Source organism: Caulobacter sp. LjRoot300, from assembly GCF_964253875.1.
Lineage (GTDB): Bacteria > Pseudomonadota > Alphaproteobacteria > Caulobacterales > Caulobacteraceae > Caulobacter.
This window is the reverse complement of record NZ_CAXUSA020000005.1, coordinates 225066-248467: the sequence shown is the minus strand read 5'-3', so window position 1 is coordinate 248467 and position 23402 is coordinate 225066. Positions and strand designations below refer to the sequence as shown.

Genomic DNA, 23402 nt, shown 5'->3' with positions numbered 1-23402 from the left:
CAGATGGAATGGCGGCGTGGTTGACGCCAGGAACGCTGAGTCCCTCCAATCCTCCACACCGCTTTGGGATCTGGGTCCCGGCGTTCGCCGGGATGAGCGGTTTAGGGATGTGGTGAGTTGAGGCCTTGTGACCCAGCCCTCACCAGCGTACACCGCGCGCAAACTTTCTGACTAGGGCAGGACTGACGGCATGACCTTGTTCGATTCCCCGGATTTCGAGGGACACGAAGGCGTTCACGCGTTCTTTGACGAAAAAACCGGCCTTAAGTCGATCATCGCCGTTCACTCCACCGCCCGCGGCCCGGCGGCCGGCGGTTGCCGGATGTGGGACTACGCCAGCGCGGACGCGGCCGTGACCGACGCCCTGCGCCTGTCGAAGGGCATGTCGTACAAGAACGCCATGGCCGACCTGGACTTCGGCGGCGGCAAGGCCGTGATCATCGGCGACGCCCGCAGCCAGAAGAGCCCGGAACTGTTCGAGGCCTTCGGCCGCGCCGTCGACAGTCTGGCCGGCCGCTACTGGACGGCCGAGGACGTCGGTGTCTCGCCGGCCGACCTAGTCGCCACCCGCCGCGCCACCCGCTACGTCGCCGGCCTGGAAGGCCACGCGGCCGCCTCGGGCGACCCGTCGCCCGTCACCGCCGAGGGCGTGTTCCGCGGCGTGCGCCTGTGCGTCCAGCGGGCCCTGAACCGCGACCTGAACGGCGTCACCGTCGCCATCCAGGGCGTCGGCCACGTCGGGGCCTATCTGGCCGAGAAGCTGCACGCCGCCGGCGCCAGGCTGGTCATCGCCGACGTCAATCAACACGCCCTCGACGAGGTGGCGGCCAGGACCGGCGCCCGGATCGTCTCGACCGACGCCATCTTCGACGTCGAGGCCGACGTCTTCGCCCCCTGCGCCCTGGGCGGCGCGATCTCGGCCACGACCCTGCCGCGCCTGAAGGTCAAGGTCATCGCCGGCGGAGCCAACAACCAGCTGGCCGACAAGACCATCGGCGAGGCGGTGTTCGAGCGCGGCATCCTCTACGCCCCGGACTACGTGATCAACGGCGGCGGCATCATCAACGTGGCCGGCGAGATCCGGGCCCTGGAAGCCGGCGCGGCCTTCGACCCGGACTGGGTGGCCACCAAGCTGGACCGCCTGGCCCAGACCTTGGGCGAGGTGCTGGATCACTCGCTGGTCGACAAGCGCCCCGCCAACCTGGTCGCCGACGAGATCGCCCGCGCCCGCATCGCGGCGGCGCGTTCCTGAGTCGCCCCCTGGGAGAGGACGGGCCCGCGCGAGGCGTGGCAGGTTAAGGGATCGCCCCTGCTAACGCCGCGCCAGGCTTACTCCCGGGCGCGGAGCGCGGCCTCGGCGGCGGCGATGTAGTCGCGGGTCAGGGGCACGCTCTCCTGCCGCCGCGCCAGCTGCAGCTGGAAGACCACCACGTGCTCGTGGCGGAACGCCGTCTCGGACATGGCCAGGTAGTATTCCCACATCCGGCAGAAGCGCTCGTCGAACAGGCGGACGGCCTCGTCGCGGCGGGCCATGAACGCTTCGCGCCAGGCCTTCAGCGTCTCGGCATAGTGCAGGCGCAGCACCTCGATGTCGGTGACGACCAGGCCCGAGCGCTCGGCCGACTTGGCGATGTCGGACAGCGAGGGCAGGTGGCCGCCGGGGAAGATGTATTTGGTGATCCAGGGATTGGTGACGCTGGGCTCGTCCGAGCAGCCGATGGTGTGCAGCAGCATCACGCCGTCCTCGGCCAGCCGCGCGAAACAGGTCTCGAAGAACTGGTCGTAGTTGCCCAGGCCCACGTGCTCGAACATGCCGACCGACACGATGCGGTCGAAGGTCTCGGTCACGGCGCGATAGTCGGTCAGGGCGAAGCGGGCGCGCTCGGCCAGTTCGGCGGTCGAGGCGCGCTGCCGGGCGCGGACGATCTGCTCGCTGGAGAGCGTCACGCCCAGCACGTCCGTCACGCCGCAGACGCCGGCCAGGTACAGCGCCAGCCCGCCCCAGCCGCAGCCGATGTCCAGGGTCTTGTGATGCGGCTCGACCAGCAGCTTGGCGACGGTGTGCCGCTTCTTGGCCAACTGGGCGTCGGCCAGGCTCTGGCCTGGGTGCTCGAAATAGGCGCAGGAATACTGCCAGTCCGGATCCAGGAAGAGGGCGTAGAGCGCGTCGCCCAGATCGTAGTGGTGGGACACGTTACGACGGGCTAGGCCCGGATCGTTCCTCTGCCGCCACAGCTGGGTGGCGGTGCGCAGCCGGTCGATGGCCTTGACGATCGCCGAGGGCGGGGTCTCGCCGCCGTGGCGCAGGATCAGCGACAGGAAGTCGTAGACGTTCCCCGTCTCGATGATCAGCCGCCCGTCGGTGAAGAGCTCGCCGGTGCGCAGGTCCGGATCCAGCAGCAGGGCGCGGACCGCGGCCGGGTCCGTCAGCCGCGCGACGACCGGATCGCCTGTCCCGTCGCCGAAGGTCAGGCGTTCGCCGTCCGGCAGGACCAGCGTCAGGTTCCCGCTGCGGACCAGCGATCCCAGTCCCTTGCGCAGGAGGGCGGCGGCTAACCCCATCAGACAATTCCCGGCTTGGCGCGCGATGGCGAGAAGGTCGCATCAGCCGGCCGTATGACGGCCGGATTGTGGCCAAGGTTCGCGGGATGTCGCGTCTAGTAGCGCTGGGGCCCGACCGTCACGGATGTCTCAGAACACCTGTCGCCGATGTCACCGGTCTGAAGGCCTTTGGGAGAGGGGGTCTGTCGCGCGGACCCGGCCCGAGATCTCCGCCCCCGCGTCGCGGTCCAGCCGCAGATAGACCGGCAGGGCCAGCAGCGTCACCAGGCCGATCGCCACGAACGGCCAGGTGAACCGGTCCGGCGTCAGGTGGGCCTGGTGGCCGCGCGCGACGTGCAGCATCAGGCCGCCGAAGCTGACCCCCAGGGCCAGGCCCACCTGCTGGCTCACAGCCGCCAGGGTCGAGGCCGCGGCCACCCTGGGCTGGGGCACGTCGGCATAGGCGATGGTGTTGGCGGCGATGAACTGGTTGGAGCGCGCGAAGCCGGCCAGGAACAGGGCCCCGGCCATCACCGCCATCGGCGTCGCCAGGGTGAAGAAGCCGGGAACCGCGGTCAGGATCGCCGTGGCGACCACGAACACCGCCAGCGAGGTGCGGAAGCCGAAGCGTTTGAGGCCCGCCGCGGCGAACGGCCGGGCGATCAGGGTGCCGACCCCGGTCCCCAGGGTGACGGCGCTGGCTTTCAGGGGACTCCAGCCCAGGGCGACCTGCAGCAGCAGGGGCAGCAGGAACGGACTGGCCCCGATCCCCAGCCGCACGAACGCGCCGCCCAGCAGGCTGGCGCGATAGGTGCGGTGCTTGAGCAGGCCAAGGTCGAGGATCGGCCGGGGCGTGACCTTGGCCTTGCGCAGGTACAGCCAGCCAGCGCCGACGGACAGCGCCAGCACGCTCGCCTGGGCCCAGGACGGCAGCAGCGATAGGCCCGCCGTCTCGGCCACCACCACCAGGCCGCTGATGGCCAGGGCCGACAGAAGGAAGCCCAGGGTGTCGAACCGGCCCATCTCCTTGTTCGGCTGGCCCCGGGGCACGAAGCGCATCACCGCCGTCATGCCCAGTACGCCGATCGGCAGGTTCAGGTAGAAGATCCACGGCCAGTCGGCGACGCTGAGCACCAGGCCGGCGAGGGGCGGGCCGATCAGCGGACCGACCAGGGCGGGCATGGTGAACCAGCCCATGGCCCGGATCAGCTTGTCCTTGGGCGTCGAGCCGACAACGATCAGCCGGGCGACCGGGGTCATCATCGCCCCGCCGATCCCCTGAAGGATCCGCGAGGCCACCAGCGCCTCCAGGTTCCGCGACAGTCCGCACAGCGCCGAGCCGGCCAGGAACACGACCATGGCGGTAATGAACACCCGCCGCGCCCCGAACCGTTCCGCCGCCCAGCCGCTGGCGGGGGTGAACACCGCCAGGGCCAGGATGTAGGAGGTCAGGGCCAGCTTCAGGTGGATGGGATCGACCCGGAAGGCGTGCGCCAGGGTGGGCAGGGCGGTCGACAGGGCGGTGGAGTCGATGAATTCCATCAGCAGGGCGCTGGCCACGGCCAGGGAGATCAGTCGGGTTCCGAGAACCGACGGGTCTGGCGAAGGAGCGGGCTGATCGGTGGGCACGACGGGCGGCTTACGCTCGCCCGCCGCCGATCTCAAGCCGCCGATCTCAAGCCGCGGTTCCGATTCGGCGTCTCGCGCGTTCTCAGAGTCCAGCGCTCGCCCGGAGCCCATGATGACCCAGGAAAACCATCTGTCCGAACTGGAGGAGGAGATGGCCCAGGCCGTCGCCGCCGAGGACTTCGAAACCGCCTCGGTCCTGCGCGCCCAGGTCGACCAGATCCGGCGCGATCTGAAGATCCTGGAGCAGCCCGGCGCCGATGGCCCGCAGGCCGCCTACTTCAGGCAACGCGAGGCGCAGAAGGCCGGCCCGGGCTGACCGCCGCGCCGCCGGCCTTGATTACTCCTGACCAGCGCGCAAAACGCGGACGCGGCGCTGAAATCGAGAGCGTTTGCCGCCATCCTGGCGCCGCCCCCAGAATTCCTCCGTCGGCGTTTCATCTTGACGCTTGCGCCAAATTCGAACGGTCGTAAGACTTCCCCGTAGGTAAAGGGGATACCGTAGTGAGTCCGAAGAGCGACGGCGCGATCGTCACCACCGCGCCAGAAACCGACGTCGAGGGCGCCGACAACGAAGCCGTCACCAAGAACCTGGTGTTCGTCGCCGCCGAGCGCCTGTTCGCGCTGCACGGCTTTCAAAACGTGTCGGTGCGCGACATCACCGCCGCGGCCGGCGTGAACCTGGCGTCGGTGAACTATCACTTCGGCTCCAAGGACGCGCTGCTGTACGAGATCTTCCGTCGGCGCACGGTCGAACTGAACCGCGAGCGGGCCAAGAAGCTGCACGAGGCGACCGACCGTCACGAGGGCAGTCCGCCGGTGCGCGAGATCCTGGCCGCCCTGCTGACGCCGCCGCTGAAGTGGCTGGCGCCGGACCACGAACGCCGCATCTCGCTGCAGTTTCTGATCCGGGCCCGCAGCGAGGGCACCGACGAGATCCGCAAGGTGCTGCAGACCGACGTCACCCACCTGCGCCGCTTCTCCGACGCCTTGCTCAAGGCCCGCCCGGACCTGCCGTCCGAGGAGATCTATTGGCGGCTGCACTTCACCCTGGGCATGCTGCACAACAACCGCTTCGCCGAGTTCGACCGCCTGAACGTGCTGTCGGAAGGCGCGACCAGCGAAGCCGACGTCGAGGCCCTGCTGGAGCGCATGCTGGCCTTCGCCGAGGCGGGGTTCTCGGCCTGACGCTCCGGGCTTGATCGAAACACCCCTGGATATCGTCGTTCCGGCTGGCCAAGCGAAAGGCCGGGACCCAGAACTACCACAGCGCGCCGGCCCGGGGTCGCGGATGCCTCTTCGACGCTTCGGATGACGCCTGGACGCGCCTTGAACTGAACCCGGGCTTTCGATGTCCGGCCGTCGAGTCCGCGCCTCGCACCCAATACCCCGCAAATCTCGTGCAACGCCGGGTGACGGTTTGACAGGTCACGCCCTTACCTACTATTGCACTTGCGACTCATTATTGTTCGCAAGCGAGACCGTCCATGATTTCCTCCCCGCGCGCCCTGCTGATGGCCGGCGCCGCGCTCCTGGCCCTGTCTTCCGCCGCCGTCGCCCAGGCTGAAGAGACCGCGCCCGCCGCCGACGCCGGTGCGGTGGAGAACCAGGTGGACGGCGTGGTGGTCACCGGGGCGCGCACCCGCACCTCGGCGGTGACCGGCCTGGACATGAGCCTGCGCGAGACGCCGCAGTCGGTGACGATCCTCGACCAGGCCCGGATCCAGAACTTCGGCCTGACCAGCGTCAACGACCTGCTGGCCCAGGTGACCGGGGTCAATGTCGAGAAGGTCGAGACCGACCGCACCTATTACAACTCGCGCGGCTTCGACATCACCAATTTCCAGGTCGACGGCATCGGCCTGCCGCTGATCTGGGGCATCCAGTTCGGCGACCTGGACACCGTGCTGTTCGACCGGGTCGAGGTGGTGCGCGGCGCCAACAGCATGATGACCGGCACCGGCAATCCGTCGGCCACCGTCAACTATGTGCGCAAGCGTCCGACCGACACCTTCAAGGCCAACGCGGCCCTGCAGTACGGCTCGTGGGACGACTACCGGCTGGAGGCCGACGTCTCGGGGCCGCTGAACGCGACGGGCACGGTGCGCGGCCGGCTGATCTACGCCAACGAGGACCGGGGCTCGCACCTCGATCATTACCACGTCAACCGCAACGTCTATTCGGCCCTGCTGGCCTGGGACGTCACGCCCAAGCTGACCGCCACCGCCGGCTATGCGCTGCAGGACAACCGCTCGCGCGGCGTGCTGTGGGGCGCCCTGCCGCTGCTCTATGCGGATGGCACGAAGGTCGACTATTCGCGCTCGGCCTCCACCTCGGCCGACTGGACCTACTGGAACGTCAAGGACCAGACGGCCTTCACCGAGCTGGACTATCGGTTCGACAACGGCTGGGAGCTCAAGGCCACCGGCACCTACAAGCGCTTCAACGAGAACGCCAAGCTGCTCTACGCCTATGACAACCCCGATCCGATCACCGGCCTGGGCGTCAAGGGCATGAGCGGCATCTATCCGTCCAAGTACGAGAACTTCATTCTGGACGCCTACGCCTCGGGGCCGTTCCAGCTGTTCGGGCGCACGCATCAGCTGGTGGTCGGCGGCCAGACCTCCAAGTCGACAGGCAAGGAGTGGGAGAACTTCTCGGGCGACACGATCCTCTATCCCGCTGTCGGCCTGTGGGACTCGCAGCAGGTCGCCGAGCCGACCTATCCCGGCGCGTACCAGGCCTCGGACCAGACTGACCGCCTGTCGCGCTTCTATGCCGCCGCCCATTTCAGCGTCACCGACGCTTTGAAGGTCGTGGCAGGCTTCAACGCCCTGAAGCTGAAGTCCAAGGGCTATTCCTACGGCGCCGACACGCCGCGCGACGAGAAGAAGGTCAGCCCCTATGTCGGCGCGGTCTACGACCTCAGCCCCAACGTCTCGCTCTACGCCAGCTACACCGACATCTTCAATCCGCAGTCCGAGCGCGACATCAACAACCGGAACCTGCCGGCCGCGCATGGCAAGGCCTATGAGGCGGGGGTCAAGAGCGAGTGGTTCGACCACCGCCTCTACCTCACCGGCGCGGTGTTCCAGTCGCAACAGGACGATTTGGCCTTCGCCGTCGGCATGAACGGGACGCGGACGGTTTATGCGGGCCTCGACACCAAGGTGACCGGCTACGAACTGGAGGCCACCGGCGCGCTGAGCGACCAGTGGACGGTCAGCGCCGGCTGGACCCAGCTGAAGGTCGAGGGCCAGGACGGCCAGGATCGCGAGTACCTGCCGCGCAAGACCTTCAAGGCTACCACCACCTACACCTTCCCCGAGCTGCGCAATCTGACCATCGGCGGCGCGGTGCGGTGGCAGAGCGCCGTCTCGATGGTCGACATCGCGCCGGTCGAGCAGAAGGCCTACGGCGTCGTCGACCTGATGGCCGGCCTCGACCTGACCGACCAGGTGCGCGCCACGCTCAACGTCAAGAACGCGACCGACAAGACCTACCTGACCAGCCTGATGTGGACCCAGTCGTACTACGCCGCGCCGCGCAGCGTGTCGCTGCGCCTGGCCTACTCGTTCTGAGGATGGCCATGGACGCGCGAACCCAGGATCTCGTTCCCGACGCCGGCCCGGCGCCCGCGCGTTCGGGCGCTGTCCGGTTCGCGCCGCCCAGCCTCCGGCCCGCCCTGACCTTCCTCCACCGCTGGGTGGGGCTGTTCATCGCCGGGTTCCTGTTCGTGTCCGGCGTCACCGGGGCGGTGATCTCGTGGGACCACGAACTGGACGACGTGCTCAATCCGCACCTGATGTTCGCCCGCTCGAAGGGCGGTCCGGCCTTGCCGCCGCTGGACCTGGCCCGGCAGATCGAGGTCCGCGACCCGCGCGTGCAGGTGACCTACGTGCCCCTGGCCCCCGAGCCGGGCGGGACCCTGGCCTTCGGGGTCTCGCCCAAGCGCAACCCGGCCACCGGCAAGCTGTTCGAACCGCACTACAACCAGGTGTTCATCGATCCGGCGACCGGGGCGGAGCAGGGGCGGCGCGAGTGGGGCGCGGTCTGGCCGATCACCAGCGAGACCTTCGTCTCGTTCCTCTATGTGCTGCACTACACCCTGCACATTCCGGCGATGTGGGGCATCGACCGCTGGGGCGTCTGGCTGCTGGGCGGGGTGGCGATCCTGTGGACGCTGGACTGCTTCATCGGCTTCTACCTGACCCTGCCGCCGCGCCAGAAGACCGCGCCGCGCGGGAGCGGCGCCAAGGCGACCAAGGGCTTCTGGGCGCGCTGGAAGCCGGCCTGGATCATCAAGACCTCGGCCAGCGCCTACCGGATCAATTTCGACGTCCACCGGGCCCTCGGCCTGTGGCTGTGGGGCGTGCTGTTCACCGTGGCCTTCACCGCCTTCTCGCTGAACCTCTACAGCGAGGTGTTCTATCCGGTCATGTCCAAGGTCTCGAAGGTGACGCCGAGCCCCTTCGACCTGCGCAAGCCGGCCGACATCCATTCGCCGATCGTCGCCACCCGCACCTACGCCCAGGTGCTGGACAGCGCCCGGGTCGAGGCGGCCAAGCGCGGCTGGCGCGCGCCGGCGGGCAGCGCCTTCTACTCGCCGGAATACGGCCTCTACGGCGTGGCCTTCCACGAGCCCGGCGGCGACCACGGCGCGGCCGGCGTCGGTCCGCCCTACCTCTATTACGACGGCAAGACCGGCGCCCTGCTGGGCGCCCGCCAGCCGTGGAAGGGCACGGCCGCCGATATCTTCGTCCAGGCCCAGTTCCCCTTGCACTCAGGGCGCATCCTGGGCGTTCCGGGACGGATCCTGATCTCCCTGACCGGGGTGGTCGTCGCGGCGCTTAGCGTGACCGGCGTGGTCATCTGGTTGAAAAAGCGCCGGGCGAGGGTGGGGCGCAGAGCGCGGGCGGCTTGACCGCCATCCTCCGCCTTTGAGCGTTGTCATCCCGGAAAGCGCGTAGCGCTTGTCCGGGATCCAGGGGACTGGGCGAAGGCCTTGCGGTTCACCTGGGTCCCGGACAGCCTCTGCGAGGCTTCCGGGATGATAAGGAATAGGAGATCACAATCTACTCCGCCATCTTCCACGCCTGCCTCAGGTCCGCGACCAGCTCGGCATAGGCGCGGTCCTTGGCGTCGCGGTCGGGGATGCGCAGCATGAACGACGGGTGCCAGCTGACCAAGCCCTGTTCGCCTCCGTCCAGCGCCAGCTGCTGGCCGCGGGTCTTGCCGATCGGCAGGGTCTTGCCGAACACCGCCTGCACGGCCGTCGCGCCCAGGGCCAGGACGACCTTGGGGCGGACCAGCCGGCGTTCGGCGTCCAGCCACCAGCGGCAGGCCTGGACCTCGCCCCGGTCCGGGGTCTTGTGGAGACGGCGCTTGCCACGCGGCTCATGCTTGAAGTGCTTGACGGCGTTGGTCACGAAGACCCGGTCGCGCGGCGCGCCGGCCTCGGCCATGGCGCGGTCGAGAAGCTGGCCGGCCGGACCGACGAAGGGGACGCCCTGCAGATCCTCCTGGTCGCCCGGCTGCTCGCCGACGATCATCAGGACCGCCTTGGCCGGACCAAGGCCAGGAACTCCCTGGGTCGCGTGGCGCCACAGGTCGCAGCGGCGGCAGACCTGGATGCCGGCGGCCACCGCGTCCAGATTGGTCAGGTCGCGCTCGCCGTACGCTCCGCGCGCGTGCTTCAGCGCGGCCTTGGGCGCGCGTTCCGACGGCTTGGCGGGTTGGGCGGCGACCATGGCCTCGGTCCGGCTCTGCGCTTCTTCGATCAGGTCTGGAATGAATGTCGCCTCCGACAGGTTCCGCCCGAACCGATCACCCGCCTGTGACGGAACGAAGCGAATGTTATGGGGTTATGCTGACCCCATGGCGCGGCTCGGCATCCTTCACGAAACGCGATACAGCTACGCCCGGCCGGTCGGCTTCGGGGCGCACAGGCTGCTGATCCGGCCGCGCGACAGTCACGCCATCCGCATCAGCGAGGCTTCGTTGCAGACCTCGCTGCCGGGCGAGACGCGCTGGACCTACGACGCCGCCGGCAACTGCGTCTGCTGGTTCACGCCCCGGGGCGAGGCCGACAGCCTGACCATCACCAGCCGCCTGGTCATCGACCGCTTTCCCGCGCCCCTGACCAGCCTGCGCATCGACGACCCGCACACCGTCTCGCCGATCGTCTACGCCCGCGAGGACCGGGCGGTGCTCAACCCCTTCATCACCCCGGCCACCGAGGACGAGGACCGGGTGCTGCTGCGCTGGCTGCGCGGCCAGATGGAGCGGCCGGACGAGCCGGCGGTCGACTTCCTGCTGCGGATGAACCGCACGATCCACGACCAGTTCGGCTACCACCCGCGCGAGGAGGCGGGCGTCCAGTCTCCGGCCGAGACCATCGCCCTGGGCAACGGCACGTGCCGGGACTTCGCCTGGCTGATGGTCGAGGCCCTGCGGCGGCTGGGCTATGCAGCGGTGTTCGCCACCGGCTACATCCATAGCCCCGGCGGGACGGTGCGTGGCGCGGGAGCGACCCACGCCTGGTGCGAGGTGTTCCTGCCCGACCTGGGCTGGACCGAGTTTGATCCGACCAACGGCCTGGCGGAGTCGCCTGACCTGATCCGGGTGGCCGCCACCCGCACGCCGGGCGAGGCCCGGCCGGTGTCGGGCACGATCATCGGCGATCCCGGCGAGGCGCATCTGAGCGTCACCGTCGAGGTGCGCCTGCTGGACGCCCTCGATGAGGCGGCGTGACAAGAACGACAAAAGATTTCGGGAGGATGAGGCGATGATGAAAGCGTTCCAACAACAGGCTCCCCTCGGCGCCGGCCACCTGCCGCACCCCGAGCCCAAGCCGCAGCATGGCCAGAAGCCCGACGCCGAGTGCCTGAAGACGCCGGAAAAGCGCTTGTTCGAGCCGCGTCCGGCGCATTAGCCCTTGCGGTCGCCTGGGTGCCGCCGCTCCAGCGGTTGAACGCTCGCGAAAAAAAGGGGGCGGCCCACTTGCCCCCACCTGACCGCTTCGCGGTCTGTCCGCCCCCAGAGGGGGCGGAGCCCTCGCGCTTAAGGCTCTTCCCCCTTTGGGGGAAGACGGCCGAAGGCCTGTAGGGGGCAAGAGACCTGGCCGACTAGCCCCGCACCAGCTCCCGCATCGCCTTGTCCAGCCCCTCCAGCGTCAACGGGAACATCCGGTCGTTCATCAGCTGCTTCATCACCCCGATCGACTGGGTGTAGTCCCAGTGCCGCTCGGGCGTGGGGTTCAGCCAGACGGCGCTCTGGTAGATGTCGGTGACCCGGCTCATCCAGATGGCCCCGGCCTCCTCGTTCCAGTGCTCGACGCTGCCGCCCGGATAGGTGATCTCGTAGGGGCTCATCGTGGCGTCGCCGACGAAGATAACCTTGTAGTCGTGGGGGAACTTGTGGAGCACCTCGAAGGTCGGGATCTTCTCGACCTGGCGGCGGCGGTTGTCCTTCCACACCGCCTCGTACAGGCAGTTGTGGAAATAGAAGAATTCCAGGTGCTTGAACTCGGTCTTGGCGGCGCTGAACAGCTCCTCGCAGAGCTTGATATGGCCGTCCATCGAACCGCCGATGTCGAAGAACAGCAGCACCTTGATGGTGTTGCGCCGCTCGGGGCGCATCTGGATGTCCAGGTAGCCCTTCTCGGCCGTGCCCTGGATCGTGCCCTTCAGGTCCAGTTCGTCCAGCGCCCCCTGGCGGGCGAATTTGCGCAGGCGGCGCAGGGCCACCTTGATGTTGCGGGTGCCCAGTTCGACGCTGTCGTCGAGGTTCTTGTATTCGCGCTTGTCCCAGACCTTCACGGCCCGGCCGTGGCGGCTCTTGTCCTGGCCGATGCGGACGCCTTCGGGATTGTAGCCGTTGGCGCCAAACGGGCTCGTTCCTCCAGTGCCGATCCACTTGGAGCCGCCTTCGTGGCGCTCCTTCTGCTCCTTCAGGCGCTCCTGCAGGGTCTCCATCAGCTTCTCGAAGCCGCCCATGGCCTCGATCTGCGCCTTTTCCTCGTCGGTCAGGAACTTCTCGGTCAGCGCCTTCAGCCACTCGGCCGGGATATCGGCGGTCAGGCCGTCCTCGACCGTCTCCAGCCCTTTGAACACATGGCCGAACACCCGGTCGAACTTGTCGAGGTTCTTTTCGTCCTTCACCAGGCTGGCGCGCGACAGGAAGTAGAAGTCCTCGATCCGCCGGTCGATGACATCCTTGTCCAGGGCCTCCATCAGCAGCAGGTATTCGCGCAGGGAGACCGGCACCTTGGCGGCGCGGAGTTCGGAGAAGAAGCGCAGGAACATGGGCGGGCAGCTTTCGAACGAGTGTTCGAGCCCAGGATGGCCGTCAGGAGGCGGGCTGTCCAGCCGGCGTGGCGGGCGACCCCGGCGTCATGGCCTTATGGTAGGTATCGGCCTTGAAGACGTACATCAGCCAGCCGATGCCGTCGCCAGCATCGGCCAGGAACTTGGCCATTCCCGCATCGCCGCTCAGGCGATATTTGATCGCCCAGCCGTCGATGACCGTGACCGACACGCTTTCGTAGTTGCCCTCGACCAGGAAGCGCTCGGTGCGGCTGGGCGGAACCTTGTCCGAGTTCAGCATCTTGGCGATCATCGGATTGACCGCAGCCCTGTAGGGCTTGACCTTCGGATACTTGACCTTCAGGGCCATGACGGCCGCGGCGATCTCCTGGTCCAGGGTGAGGCTGGTGCGGGTGGCGTAGACCATGCGGCTGTCGAAGCTGGTCACGCTACGGCAGCCGACGTCGTCGCCATTGGGGTTGAACAGCACGACCTCGCTGTCGGTCCGCCCCGGATTGAACAGGCAGTAGAGGCCCGATCCCTTGTGCTGCAGCACCACCGCGCCGTCCTGGTCGGGCTGGTCGCTGATATTGTCGAACAGCGCCGCGGCGCCGGCCTTGGCCAGGATCGCGTCGCCCTCGGTCTTTGCCGCGGCGCGCTTGGCCGCCGCGTCGGGGGCCGGAGTCTGCGCCAAGGCCGTGCTCGCCAGCGCCAGGGCGGCCAGAGCCGCGCCGCACCCCGTCAGAAACCGCCGCATCCGATCCTCCCCCGATGATTGGGGAAAGTTTGCAGCCTCCGGTCGAGTTTGGCTAGTCCCTAGCCGCGCCGCAGGATGAACTCCAGGTCCTTCGTCTCGCCGACCGGGAAGTGGTATTCGCCGACCTTCTCGAACCCCAGGCGGCCATAAAGCTTCTGGGCGCCGAAGTTCTCGGACCACACGCCGATCCACACGGGGCGCGGGCCGTCCTTCTCCAGCCAGTCCAGCGCGGTGTTCAGCAGGATCGAGCCGCGACCGCCGCCTTGAAACGCCTTGAGCACGTAGATCCGGTGCAGTTCCCCGTCGCCGGGCTTCACCTCGGGATGGGGCAGGCCGCAGGGGCCGGCCGTTGCGTAGCCGATGGCCTCGTCGTCCAGTTCCAGCAGCCAGGTCGCCGTGTCCGGATCCGCCAGGTCGCGGCGCGTGCGTTCCAGGCCGTAGGCGTAGGCCAGGAAGGTCTCCAGGTCCTCGACGGGATAGAGGTGGGCGAAGGTCTCGGTGAAGGTCCGGGCGCCGAGGCTGGACACGGTGTCGGCGTCGTCGATCGTGGCCCGCCTGAGGGTCGCTGGAAGGATGGTCGCGGCGGTGTTCAACGGATACGATCCTTGCATGGATGTCGCGCTCTATACCCACCTGGATATGCTCGACCACCGGCCCGGAGACAACCACGTCGAGCGGCCGGAGCGCTTGCGGGCGGTGGTCGACGCGCTGGATGACGACGCGACGCTCGACCTGCCGCGCTTCGACGCGCCGCTGGTCGACCTGGCCGACCTGGCCCGGGTGCATCCCCAAGGCTTCATCGACGGCGTGCTGGCCGCTGCGCCCAGCCGTGGCCGCCAGGCCCTGGACCCGGACACCGTGCTGTCGCCGGGCAGCCTCACCGCCGCCCGGCGGGCCGCTGGGGCGGTGGTCGCCGCGACCCGGGCGATCGCGGACGGGCAGGGCGCGCGGGCCTTCTGCGCCGTGCGACCGCCGGGCCACCACGCCGAGCCGGGAGTGGCCATGGGGTTCTGCGTGTTCTCCAACATCGCCGTGGCGGCCCGCGTCGCCCAGGCGTCCGGCCTCAAGCGGGTGGCGATCGTCGATTTCGATGTCCACCACGGCAACGGCACCCAGGCGGCGTTCGAGCACGACCCGACGGTGTTCTTCGCCTCGATCCACCAGTCGCCGCTCTATCCCGGCACCGGCGATCCGTCCGAGACCGGGGTCGGCAACGTCGCCAACGCCACGGTCGCCCCGCACGCGCCCCGCGAGACCTGGCGCCGGGGCTTCGAGGGCCTGATGGACAAGGTCGACGGATTCGCGCCGGAACTGATCCTGGTCTCGGCCGGTTTCGACGCCCACGTCCGCGATCCGCTGGCCGCCCAGAGCCTGGAAGCCGATGATTTCGCCTGGGCGACGCGGGCGATCGCCTCGGTCGCCAACCGGCGTTGCGGCGGGCGTATTGTTTCCTCGCTCGAGGGCGGCTACGACCTAGAGGCGCTCGGCCGCTCGGCGGCGGCGCATGTCAAGGCGTTGCAGGAGGGGTGAGAGGTTCGACAGGTCGCCACGGCGGCAGACCGGACCTCCAAGATCTATGGCCGACGAATCCGCCGACCACCTTTCCTCCCGGGAACCTTCTGGACAGCCGACCGCCGCTCCCTCGGCGGCGTCGCGCCCCGGCGCGATCACCCTGGCCCGTCACGGCGAGCCGGCCCTGTCGCGCAGGGTCCGCTTCAACGCTCCGGCCTATGGCGAATGGTGGGCGCGCTACGAGGAGGGCGGGCTGCTGCCCGGCCAGACCCCGCCGGACTCGCTGAAGGCCACGGCCAGGCGGGCCGGGGTGATGATCGCCTCGACGCGCCGCCGCTCGATCGAGACCGCCACCGCCGTGGCCGAGGGCAAGGCCTTCGCCACCGACCCGCTGTTCATCGAGGCGCCCCTGCCGCCGCCGCCCTGGCCGCGCTGGATCAAGATGTCGCCCAAGCACTGGGGCTTCTTCGCCCGGTTCTGGTGGTGGTTCTTCGACCACCACGACGGCCAGGAGAGCCGGGCCCAGGCCGAGCTTCGCGCCGACCAGGCCGCCGACCTGCTGATCGACCTGTCGAAGAACGGACAGGAGGTGCTGCTGGTGGCCCACGGCTTCTTCAACACCATGATCGGCCTGTCGCTGCAGAAGCGCGGCTTGAAGAAGACGTTGGACCAGGGATTCCAGTACTGGTGCGTGAAGCGCTTCGAGCGGCCCTAGGCGCCTCCGCGAACGTCAGCAGCGCCAAGGTCCCTGACCTTGTTCACCAAAAGCCCCGCCAACGGCGTTGCCCGCACCGCGACCCGCCACTAGGGTGCGCCCATTCGCCCCCGGAGTAGAAATGATCAGTCCGCAAGATCTTGAAGGCATGAGCTTCGAGCAGGCCCTGGCCCGTCTGGAGCAGATCGTCGGCGAACTGGAGTCCGGCAAGGCCGAGCTCGAGCGCTCGATCGAGATCTACGAGGACGGCGCGGCCCTCAAGGCCCATTGCGAGAAGAAGCTGGAGGCGGCGCGCCTGAAGGTCGAGAAGATCGTGCTGGGGCAGGGCGGCGCCGTCACCGCCGAAGCGGCCGAGTTCAACTGATGGGCCAGGCCTCGCCCCAGATCGGCTACGAGGACTTCGAACGGGTCGATATCCGCATCGGCACGGTGATCGAGGCCACGCCGTTTCCGGAGGCGCGCAAGCCGGCCTACAAGCTGACCATCGATTTCGGCCCTCAGATCGGCGTCAAGAAATCCTCGGCCCAGGTGACCAAGCACTACGCCCTGGGCGAGCTGATCGGCCGCCGCGTGGCCGCCGTGGTCAATTTTCCGCCGCGCCAGATCGGCCCGATGAAGTCCGAGGTCCTGTGCCTGGGCTTTCCGGACGCCGAGGGCGGCGTGGTGCTGGTCGACGTCGACCGCGACGTTCCCAACGGGGGGAAGCTGTTTTGATCGACCTCGAAAAGCGCATCGTCCAGGCCGCCGACATCGTCACCGTGGCGCTCGACGAGCTGTTGCCCCGCGCCGACGGGCCTGAGAGCCGCCTGACCGAAGCCATGCGCTACGCGGCCCTGGGGCCCGGCAAGCGCCTGCGGCCGTTCTTCGCCCTGGAGACAGGCAAGATGTTCGACCTGCCCGAGCGACCGGTCCTGCGCGCCGCCTGCGCCCTGGAATGCATCCACGCCTACAGCCTGGTGCACGACGACCTGCCGGCCATGGACGACGACGACATGCGCCGCGGCCGTCCCACCGTGCACGTGCAGTACGACGAGGCCACCGCGATCCTGGCCGGCGACGCCCTGCAGACCGCCGCCTTCGAGATCATGGCCCACCCCGACACCCACGACGACGGCCACGTCCGCGCCGAGCTGGTGCGCAAGCTGGCCATCGCCTCGGGGGCCAAGGGCATGGCCGGCGGCCAGATGATCGATCTGCTGGGCGTTCGCGACGACCTGGGCGCCGTGGCCCGCATGCAACGCCTGAAGACCGGCGCCCTGATCGCCTTCGCCTTCGAGATCCCGCTGATCATCGCCCGATCCAAGGCCGAAGAGCGCGCGGCCCTGATGGGATTCGCCCAAGACCTGGGTCTGGCCTACCAGATCGTCGACGACATCCTCGACGCCGAGGGCGACGAAGCGGTGCTCGGCAAGGCGGCCGGCGGCAAGGACGCCGCCAAGGGCAAGGCCAACTACGTCACCCTGCTGGGCCTCGAGGCGGCGAAGGAACGAGTCAACCTTCTGGCCGCTCAGACTCGGTCACATCTCGATATTTTCGGCGAACGGGCCGAACATCTGCGCCTTAGCGTGGATTTCGTGCTGGACCGCCGCAACTGACCGCGCTTTCTTCGGACATGCCTGCTTTGACCCCTCTCCTCGACACCATCTCGTCACCGGCCGACACGCGCGGCCTCAGCGTGGCCGAACTGAAGCAGCTGGCGAACGAGGTGCGGGCCGAGACCATCGACGCCGTGTCCGTGACCGGCGGCCACCTGGGCGCGGGCCTGGGCGTGGTCGAGCTGACCGTCGCCCTGCACCACGTGTTCGAGACGCCCAGGGACATCGTCATCTGGGACGTCGGCCACCAGGCCTATCCGCACAAGATCCTGACCGGCCGCCGCGACCGCATCCGCACCCTGCGCCAGGGCGGCGGGCTGTCGGGCTTCACCAAGCGGGCCGAGAGCGAATACGACCCGTTCGGCGCGGCCCACGCGGCCACCTCGATCTCGGCGGCCCTGGGCTTCTGCGCCGCGCGTGACGCCCGTCTTGCTCTGGGGGAGGGCGAGGACAACAGCGTCGTCGCGGTGATCGGCGACGGCTCGATGAGCGCGGGCATGGCCTACGAGGCGATGAACGCCGCGGTCGACACCACCAGGCGCCTGATCGTCATCCTCAACGACAACGACATGTCGATCGCGCCACCGGTGGGCGGCATGAGCGCCTATCTGGCCAACCTCGTATCCGGCGGCGCCTATCGCAAGGTCCGCAAGCTGGGCAAGACCGTGGTCGAGAAGCTGCCGACCCCGATCCGCGACGCGGCCCGCAAGGCCGAGGAATACGCCCGCGGCATGGTCACCGGCGGCACCTTCTTCGAGGAGTTGGGCTTCCACTATGTCGGCCCGATCGACGGCCACGACATGGACGCCCTGGTCTCGGTGCTCAACAACGCCAAGCACTTTGACGAGAAGCCGGTGCTGGTCCACGTCGTCACCCAGAAGGGCAAGGGCTACGCCCCGGCCGAGGGCGCGGCCGACAAGCTGCACGCGGTGGTCAAGTTCGACGTGGTCACCGGCCAGCAGCAGAAGCCGGCCGCCGGCCCGCCCAGCTACACCAAGGTCTTCGCCCAGGAGCTGATCAAGCACGCGGCGGTCGACGACAAGATCGTGGCCATCACCGCGGCCATGCCCTCAGGCACGGGGCTGGACCTGTTCGGCAAGGCCTATCCGCAACGCACCTTCGATGTCGGCATCGCCGAGCAGCACGCGGTGACCTTCGCCGCCGGCCTGGCCGCCGACGGCATGAAGCCGTTCGCGGCGATCTATTCGACCTTCCTGCAGCGCGGCTACGACCAAGTGGTCCACGACGTGGCCATCCAGCGCCTGCCGGTGCGCTTCGCCATGGACCGCGCCGGCCTGGTGGGAGCTGATGGTCCGACCCACGCCGGCACCTTCGACATCGGCTTCATGGGCGCCCTGCCTGGCATGGTGCTGATGGCCGCCGCCGACGAGCTGGAACTGGCCCACATGGTCGCCACCGCCGTGGCCATCGACGACCGCCCCAGCGCCTTCCGCTATCCGCGCGGCGAGGGCCTGGGCCTGACCCTTCCCGACCTGGCCGCGCCGCTCGAGATCGGCAAGGGCCGCGTCGTGCGCGAGGGGACCAGCGTCGCCATCGTCTCGCTGGGCACGCGCCTGACCGAATGCCTGAAGGCCGCCGACCTGCTGGCGGCGCGCGGCCTGTCGGCCACCGTCGCCGACGCCCGCTTCGCCAAGCCGCTGGACATCGACCTGCTGCTGCGCCTGGCCCGCGAGCATGAGGCGATCATCACGGTGGAGGAGGGCGCCATGGGCGGCTTCGGCGCCTTCGTGCTGCAGGCCCTGGCCCAGCACGGCGCCCTGGACCGCGGCCTGAAGATCCGCACCCTGGTGCTGCCCGATGTCTTCCAGGACCAGGACAAGCCCGACCTGATGTACGCTCAGGCCGGCCTCGACGCCGAGGGCATCCTGCGCGGGGCTCTGTCGGCTCTGGGCATCGACAACGTCAGCGCGGCGGGGCGGCGGGCTTAGGAGGCGGAGCTGAAGCGGATCATCGCCGGCCTGCTTCTGCTTACCGCGGGCCCGGCGCTTGCCGACCCCACGGGCGAGACCCGCTACACCGTCGACCAGCCGGCCGGACGTCCGGCCGAGGCCCGCCTTGTCTGGGCCGACGAGTTTGACCGTCCCGGCGCGGTGGACCCGCGCAAATGGCGGTTCGACACGTCGCGGAACAAGCTGGGCTGGTGGAACAACGAGCTGCAATACTATGCCGAGGGGCGCCGCGAGAACGTGCGCGTGGAGGATGGCCGGCTGATCATCGAGGCTCGTCGCGCCGACCTGCCCGACCCGAAGCCGGCCGACTGGGGCGGCCAAGGCTACAGTTCGGCCAAGCTGATGACCCAAGGCTTGGCCGACTGGACTTACGGCTTCGTCGAAGTGCGGGCGAAGCTGGCCTGCGGCCGTGGGACCTGGCCGGCGATCTGGATGATGCCCGCCGACCCGAAGGCGCCCTGGCCGCAGGGCGGCGAGATCGACATCATGGAGCATGTCGGCTGGGACGAAGGCACGGTGCACGGCACGCTGCACACCGGGAAGTACAATCACGCGGCCCACACGGCACGCGGCGGGGCGGTCAAGCTGTCCAACGTCTGCGGCGCCTTCCACCGCTACCAGCTGGATTGGAACAAGGACCGCATCCTGATCGGCGTGGACGACCACGCCTTCGTGCGGATCGACAATGATCAGCCGGGCGACGTCGGCGCCTGGCCATTCGACAAGCCGCAGTACCTGATCCTGAACCTCGCGGTCGGCGGCTGGGGCGGCCGGCAGGGGATCGACGACGCGGCCTTCCCAGCCCGGTTCGAGGTGGACTATGTGCGGATCTATCAGCGGGGCCGCTGAGGCGCCGGATCAGCCGATCAGCGCGTTCAAACGCCGCAAGCCTTGAAGAACGCCTTCACGTCCCGGTGGTCGCTCGGCGCGGCGTCGAGGCTGTGGCGTCCGTCGGCGATCAGCAGATCGAGATCGCCCGTGCGGCGGAAGGCGCTCAGCGCCGCGGCGTCGACCGAGGTCTGCGTCTCCAGGATACCGCCGACGACCTCGGACGCGACGACCCGGGCCTTCAGGCGGGTGATCGTGTCGTTGGAGGCCAGGGCGATCTCGTCCCCGCTCAGGTCCGCCGCCGTCAAGGTCAGGCCGGCGCGGCCGCCGGGGGCGCAGGCCATCATCATCAGCACTTCGTCGCTGTCGGGGCGGCCATAGGCCAACTTGGGCCCCTCGTCGTTCGGCGGCATGTAGCGCCAGGCGTAGCCAGGCGGCGGCGGGTGCTCATAGGCGCAGGCGCCCAACGTCAGCCCGCCCAGGGTCAGAACCAGGTGCAGGGCGTTGGGAAGCAGGCGGCTGGACAGGATGCGGCGGGGCATGGTGGGTTCCTTCGCCTGAGGAAACGCCGCCCGCGTTCACGGGTTCAGAGCCGCCAGTCCAGCACCTCGTCGCCGCCCGCGCGTAGGGTTCCGGTCCGCCCGACGGCGAAGGCGTCGGGATCGGTCAGGGCCGCCAGGGTCTCGGCGTCGGCGGCCGGGACCCGCGCCAGGGCCCGGGCGCCGTCCGTCGTGCGGACGATGGCCACGCCATGGGCCGGCGCGCCGTCGCGGTCGTAGAGCACCGTGTGGGTCTCCAGCGCGGCCTTGCCCGTCGCGTCCTCCACGAAGGCCGGGACGGGGCCTCGGCGGGCGTCGGCGGCGGCCTGGGCGCTAACATCCTCCAGCGACCTGCCGCCGTCGATGGCGGGGCGGTCGGCCAGCACCAGGCCGTGATGCTTGGTGACGAACTCGCCCTGGCCGTAGAGCAAACCCACGCCGCCGTCGCGCAGCCGCCGGGTCATGGCGACGGCGGCGTGGGTCATGTAGTCGTTCATCGGCGCCCCGAAGAAGGTCAGGCCGCCGGTCACGGTCGGCGTCACCTCCGCCGGGAGGCCCAGGGTCCGCCGGGCCATCTTGGGCACGCAGGGAAAGCAGCTGTAGAGCTCCAGGGCGTCGAAGCCGCCAGAGTTCTTGGATGCCGCCATGCCGGCGGCGGCCTCCAGCACCGCCTCCTGGGCCACCGAGCCGTGGTAATGGTCGCGTTGCAGGTAGTCGCCGGGCTCGCGCGCCGCCGCCCCGCCCCAGACGAACACCAGCCGCTCGTCGGCGACGCTCGCGGCCCGGGCGGAGGCCAGGCTGGTCAGGATCACCGCCGCCCCCTGGTTCACCTGCATGTTGGCGACCATCAGCTTGGTATAGGGCCAGGCGATCGGGCGGTTGTCGGGGCGCGGGGTGGTGATCTGGTCCGGCGTGAAGGCCGTCCGGATCCAGGCGTTCGGCTGGCGGGCCGCCACCGCCGCATAGGCCGACCACAGAGCGCCCGACTCGGCCAGGGCCTGGGCCGGCGTCTGGCCCCAGTGATGGGCGGCGGCGTTCTCATAGAACGGATAGACGCTGACCGGCAGGAAGACGCCCAGCTTCAGGGCCAGCGGATGGACGTCGATGCGCGGTCCGTCGCCCGTGGCCGGCGGCTTGGGCGTCCAGGGCAGATCGACCCCGGCGGCGCGGGCCTTGGTGACGCTCCACTGCGCCTCGGCCCCCACCACGGCGCAGACCTCGGCCTCGCCCCGGGCGATGCGGATCGCGGCCTCGTGCAGAAACCGCACCGGGCTCTCGCCGCCGACCGGGCCGTAGACCGCGCGGGTCGGGGCGATGTCGAGGCGAGCGCACAGCTGGCGCGCCGGGTCGGCGTAGCGCCAGCTCAGCAGGTTGACGACGTCCAGCGAGGCGATCCTGGCCAGGAAGCCGCCGCCCGCGTCGGCGTCGGCCGCGCGCAGGGCTGCTTCCATCAGGACCAGGGGCTCCTGGGCCCGCGACAGGTCGGCGGGACGATCCAAGGCTTCGCCGACCCCGACTATGACAGGGATGCGGTCCGGTGTCACAGGACGGCTTCCCCGGCGCTTTCGGCGACCAGGGCGCGCTGGTAGGCGTCGCGGGTCTTCATCCGCGCCAGGTGAGCCCGGAAGGCTTCGGGAAAGCTTTCGGCAAAGCCCAGTCGCTCGCCCAGCTTCAGGGCGTAGGCCACCGAGATGTCCGCCATGGTGAAACGGCCGGCGGCGACGTAGCCGCTGTCGACCAGCAGCCTGGCGGCCGCCTTCAGCCGCGACAGGAACCACTGCACGTAGTCGGCCGCCGCCTGGGGCAGGCGGCGTTCCTCAGGCTCGAATACGGCGTAGCGCAGGTGGATGGTCTGCGGGAAGGTGAGGGTGGCCTCGCCCATGTGCAGGAAGTTCAGATAGGCGCCGAAGCCAGGCTCTTCCGGCGCGACGGTCAGGTCGCTGGGACCGTGACGACGGGCCAGGTACTCGCCGATCGCCGCCGACTCGCTCATCAGGGTGTCGCCGTCGATCAGGGTCGGCGTGGTGCCCAGCGGGTTGAGGTCAAGGTAGCCCGGCTCGCGGAACCGCGGCGGGAAGGGCGTCAGCTTCAGCGCGTAGGGCAGGCCCAGTTCTTCCAGGGCCCACAGCGCCCGGAACGAGCGTGCGCCGACACAGTGATAGAGGGTGATCATCCTGGCTGCCTCCCAAGCCGTGTTCGGCGAACCATCCGACGGATCGGACGCGGAAGCCATCGTGCCCTTACGTCCGTCTCTTAGCCGTGGCGAAACCGTGTCAGGATCCAGATGGCGACCAGGATGGTCAGGCAAATCGCGACCTTTATTAGGGGGCCGCGCATGTCGCCGCGCATTTCGAGCGCCCGTCGGTTGCGCCCTACTCGTCGCCAACGCCGATAGCGCTTGCGCTCGTCGTCATCGAGCGGGCCGGCGGCTCTGAGAGCCAGCCAGGCGTGCGCCTGCCGATCGGCTAGCCGCCCGCGCGCCAAGTGTTTGGACAACGGGTTGAAGCGTTTCAACCCCGGAATGATGCTGCGCAGGCCATCCTTCTCCCAGGCCTCTACCGCGCGGTCCCAGAAGAACTTTCCCTGGTAGGCGACCAGAACGGTCCAGACGCCGAGAAAGGTCGAGACGGTCTGCGTGTTGGTGGGCGTCATCCCGTTGCCAGGGCCGGTGGGCAGCGTTCTGGCGATGTACTGGGCTGTCGCGATAGTGCTTACCGCGACGAGAGGAAGACCAAAAACGATGGAGCCCGATACCGGCAGCTCCCTCAGCCAGGTCTTAATGATCGCCGTTCCCCAGATCGACAGCGCCAGGGCCGCGACGGTCACGACGCTGACGAAGGTCCAAACGATGGCTTCTTGCCACCATGTCGAGAGAGGCAGGCTCCCGACAGTCGCCGCCAAACCAGCTGAGCTGAGCGGCGCGAGGATCCAGAAGCTCACAACCCAGGCCGTGGCCCGCTCGGGGCGAAGGCGTGGACGGGGTTCGAAGGGACCAGGGTGTCGCAAGGTGTCT

At 69.0% G+C, this 23402-nt stretch carries 24 protein-coding genes; 14 read left to right on the top strand and 10 right to left on the bottom strand.

Annotation, left to right across the window (positions count from 1 at the left end; all coding sequences use genetic code 11):
* Positions 1–190 precede the first annotated feature (190 nt).
* Entirely contained in the window at positions 191–1252 is a 1062-nt protein-coding gene (locus ACSQ2G_RS18430; protein ID WP_436033331.1) for a Leu/Phe/Val dehydrogenase, read from the top strand.
* A 77-nt stretch (positions 1253–1329) separates the two neighbouring features.
* On the opposite strand, the gene ACSQ2G_RS18425 is transcribed toward ACSQ2G_RS18430, so the two are convergent.
* Positions 1330–2562 (bottom strand): class I SAM-dependent methyltransferase, encoded by a 1233-nt coding sequence (locus tag ACSQ2G_RS18425; RefSeq protein WP_436033329.1) that lies wholly within the window; start codon positions 2560–2562, stop codon positions 1330–1332.
* 150 nt (positions 2563–2712) lie between these two features.
* A complete protein-coding gene (locus tag ACSQ2G_RS18420; protein ID WP_436033328.1) occupies positions 2713–4170 on the bottom strand; it encodes an MFS transporter in 1458 nt (485 codons plus the stop codon).
* Between the two features lie 112 nt (positions 4171–4282).
* Here ACSQ2G_RS18420 and ACSQ2G_RS18415 point away from each other — a divergent pair, with 112 nt between their 5' ends.
* From ACSQ2G_RS18415 to ACSQ2G_RS18400, 4 genes are all read left to right on the top strand, one after another.
* On the top strand, positions 4283–4486 hold the full coding sequence (locus tag ACSQ2G_RS18415; protein ID WP_310082734.1) for a UvrB/UvrC motif-containing protein: 204 nt from the start codon (positions 4283–4285) through the stop codon (positions 4484–4486).
* A gap of 209 nt (positions 4487–4695) precedes the next feature.
* On the top strand, positions 4696–5355 hold the full coding sequence (locus ACSQ2G_RS18410; protein WP_310082868.1) for a TetR/AcrR family transcriptional regulator: 660 nt from the start codon (positions 4696–4698) through the stop codon (positions 5353–5355).
* Between the two features lie 299 nt (positions 5356–5654).
* Positions 5655–7748 carry a TonB-dependent siderophore receptor gene (locus ACSQ2G_RS18405; RefSeq protein WP_436033326.1) on the top strand — a complete coding sequence of 698 codons (2094 nt, stop codon included), beginning with the start codon at positions 5655–5657 and terminating at the stop codon, positions 7746–7748.
* Between the two features lie 8 nt (positions 7749–7756).
* Positions 7757–9091, top strand: coding sequence for a PepSY-associated TM helix domain-containing protein (locus ACSQ2G_RS18400; RefSeq protein WP_436033324.1), 1335 nt, complete (start codon positions 7757–7759; stop codon positions 9089–9091).
* 151 nt (positions 9092–9242) lie between these two features.
* Here ACSQ2G_RS18400 and ACSQ2G_RS18395 read toward each other — a convergent pair whose 3' ends face one another.
* Entirely contained in the window at positions 9243–9947 is a 705-nt protein-coding gene (locus tag ACSQ2G_RS18395) for a UdgX family uracil-DNA binding protein (RefSeq protein ID WP_436033750.1), read from the bottom strand.
* A 97-nt stretch (positions 9948–10044) separates the two neighbouring features.
* On the opposite strand from ACSQ2G_RS18395, the gene ACSQ2G_RS18390 reads away from it, so the two are divergent.
* A complete protein-coding gene (locus tag ACSQ2G_RS18390; protein ID WP_436033322.1) occupies positions 10045–10920 on the top strand; it encodes a transglutaminase family protein in 876 nt (291 codons plus the stop codon).
* Between the two features lie 37 nt (positions 10921–10957).
* Complete coding sequence (locus ACSQ2G_RS18385) at positions 10958–11101, top strand: hypothetical protein (RefSeq protein WP_436033320.1); 144 nt, start codon at positions 10958–10960, stop codon at positions 11099–11101.
* A 193-nt stretch (positions 11102–11294) separates the two neighbouring features.
* On the opposite strand, the gene ACSQ2G_RS18380 is transcribed toward ACSQ2G_RS18385, so the two are convergent.
* Genes ACSQ2G_RS18380 through ACSQ2G_RS18370 form a run of 3 tightly spaced genes read right to left on the bottom strand, consistent with a single transcriptional unit; the run spans position 11295 to position 13841 of the window.
* The gene (locus ACSQ2G_RS18380; RefSeq protein WP_436033318.1) at positions 11295–12473 is read right to left on the bottom strand and encodes a vWA domain-containing protein; all 1179 of its coding nucleotides are present in this window, start codon (positions 12471–12473) and stop codon (positions 11295–11297) included.
* A 43-nt stretch (positions 12474–12516) separates the two neighbouring features.
* Positions 12517–13230: a hypothetical protein gene (locus tag ACSQ2G_RS18375; protein WP_436033316.1), complete on the bottom strand. Its 714-nt coding sequence runs from the start codon at positions 13228–13230 to the stop codon at positions 12517–12519.
* A 59-nt stretch (positions 13231–13289) separates the two neighbouring features.
* Positions 13290–13841, bottom strand: a complete 552-nt coding sequence (locus tag ACSQ2G_RS18370; protein ID WP_436033315.1) for an N-acetyltransferase family protein — start codon at positions 13839–13841, stop codon at positions 13290–13292.
* Here ACSQ2G_RS18370 and ACSQ2G_RS18365 point away from each other — a divergent pair.
* The 7 genes from ACSQ2G_RS18365 to ACSQ2G_RS18335 all read left to right on the top strand — a co-directional run bounded on the left by ACSQ2G_RS18365 (position 13840) and on the right by ACSQ2G_RS18335 (position 19871).
* The gene (locus ACSQ2G_RS18365) at positions 13840–14760 is read left to right on the top strand and encodes a histone deacetylase family protein (RefSeq protein ID WP_436033314.1); all 921 of its coding nucleotides are present in this window, start codon (positions 13840–13842) and stop codon (positions 14758–14760) included. The two genes, ACSQ2G_RS18370 and ACSQ2G_RS18365, sit on opposite strands and share 2 nt — an antisense overlap.
* A gap of 46 nt (positions 14761–14806) precedes the next feature.
* Positions 14807–15457, top strand: a complete 651-nt coding sequence (locus ACSQ2G_RS18360) for a histidine phosphatase family protein (protein WP_436033312.1) — start codon at positions 14807–14809, stop codon at positions 15455–15457.
* Positions 15458–15578: 121 nt separating this feature from the next.
* Complete coding sequence (locus tag ACSQ2G_RS18355; RefSeq protein WP_056761797.1) at positions 15579–15821, top strand: exodeoxyribonuclease VII small subunit; 243 nt, start codon at positions 15579–15581, stop codon at positions 15819–15821.
* The gene (locus tag ACSQ2G_RS18350) at positions 15821–16171 is read left to right on the top strand and encodes a tRNA-binding protein (protein WP_028039948.1); all 351 of its coding nucleotides are present in this window, start codon (positions 15821–15823) and stop codon (positions 16169–16171) included. Before ACSQ2G_RS18355 ends, ACSQ2G_RS18350 begins: the two co-directional genes overlap by 1 nt.
* Positions 16168–17052, top strand: coding sequence for a polyprenyl synthetase family protein (locus ACSQ2G_RS18345; protein WP_028039949.1), 885 nt, complete (start codon positions 16168–16170; stop codon positions 17050–17052). Before ACSQ2G_RS18350 ends, ACSQ2G_RS18345 begins: the two co-directional genes overlap by 4 nt.
* A 17-nt stretch (positions 17053–17069) precedes the next feature.
* Positions 17070–19001, top strand: coding sequence for a 1-deoxy-D-xylulose-5-phosphate synthase (dxs, locus tag ACSQ2G_RS18340; protein ID WP_436033311.1), 1932 nt, complete (start codon positions 17070–17072; stop codon positions 18999–19001).
* Between the two features lie 162 nt (positions 19002–19163).
* The gene (locus ACSQ2G_RS18335) at positions 19164–19871 is read left to right on the top strand and encodes a glycoside hydrolase family 16 protein (RefSeq protein WP_436033309.1); all 708 of its coding nucleotides are present in this window, start codon (positions 19164–19166) and stop codon (positions 19869–19871) included.
* 26 nt (positions 19872–19897) lie between these two features.
* Here the strand turns inward: ACSQ2G_RS18335 and ACSQ2G_RS18330 are convergent, their stop codons facing one another.
* The 4 genes from ACSQ2G_RS18330 to ACSQ2G_RS18315 form a co-directional block, all read right to left on the bottom strand.
* On the bottom strand, positions 19898–20392 hold the full coding sequence (locus tag ACSQ2G_RS18330) for a hypothetical protein (RefSeq protein WP_436033307.1): 495 nt from the start codon (positions 20390–20392) through the stop codon (positions 19898–19900).
* Positions 20393–20436: 44 nt separating this feature from the next.
* Positions 20437–21888 (bottom strand): acetyl-CoA acetyltransferase, encoded by a 1452-nt coding sequence (locus ACSQ2G_RS18325; protein ID WP_436033305.1) that lies wholly within the window; start codon positions 21886–21888, stop codon positions 20437–20439.
* A gap of 41 nt (positions 21889–21929) precedes the next feature.
* A complete protein-coding gene (locus ACSQ2G_RS18320) occupies positions 21930–22562 on the bottom strand; it encodes a glutathione S-transferase family protein (protein WP_436033304.1) in 633 nt (210 codons plus the stop codon).
* Between the two features lie 80 nt (positions 22563–22642).
* Positions 22643–23329, bottom strand: a complete 687-nt coding sequence (locus tag ACSQ2G_RS18315; protein ID WP_436033302.1) for a hypothetical protein — start codon at positions 23327–23329, stop codon at positions 22643–22645.
* Positions 23330–23402 lie beyond the last annotated feature (73 nt).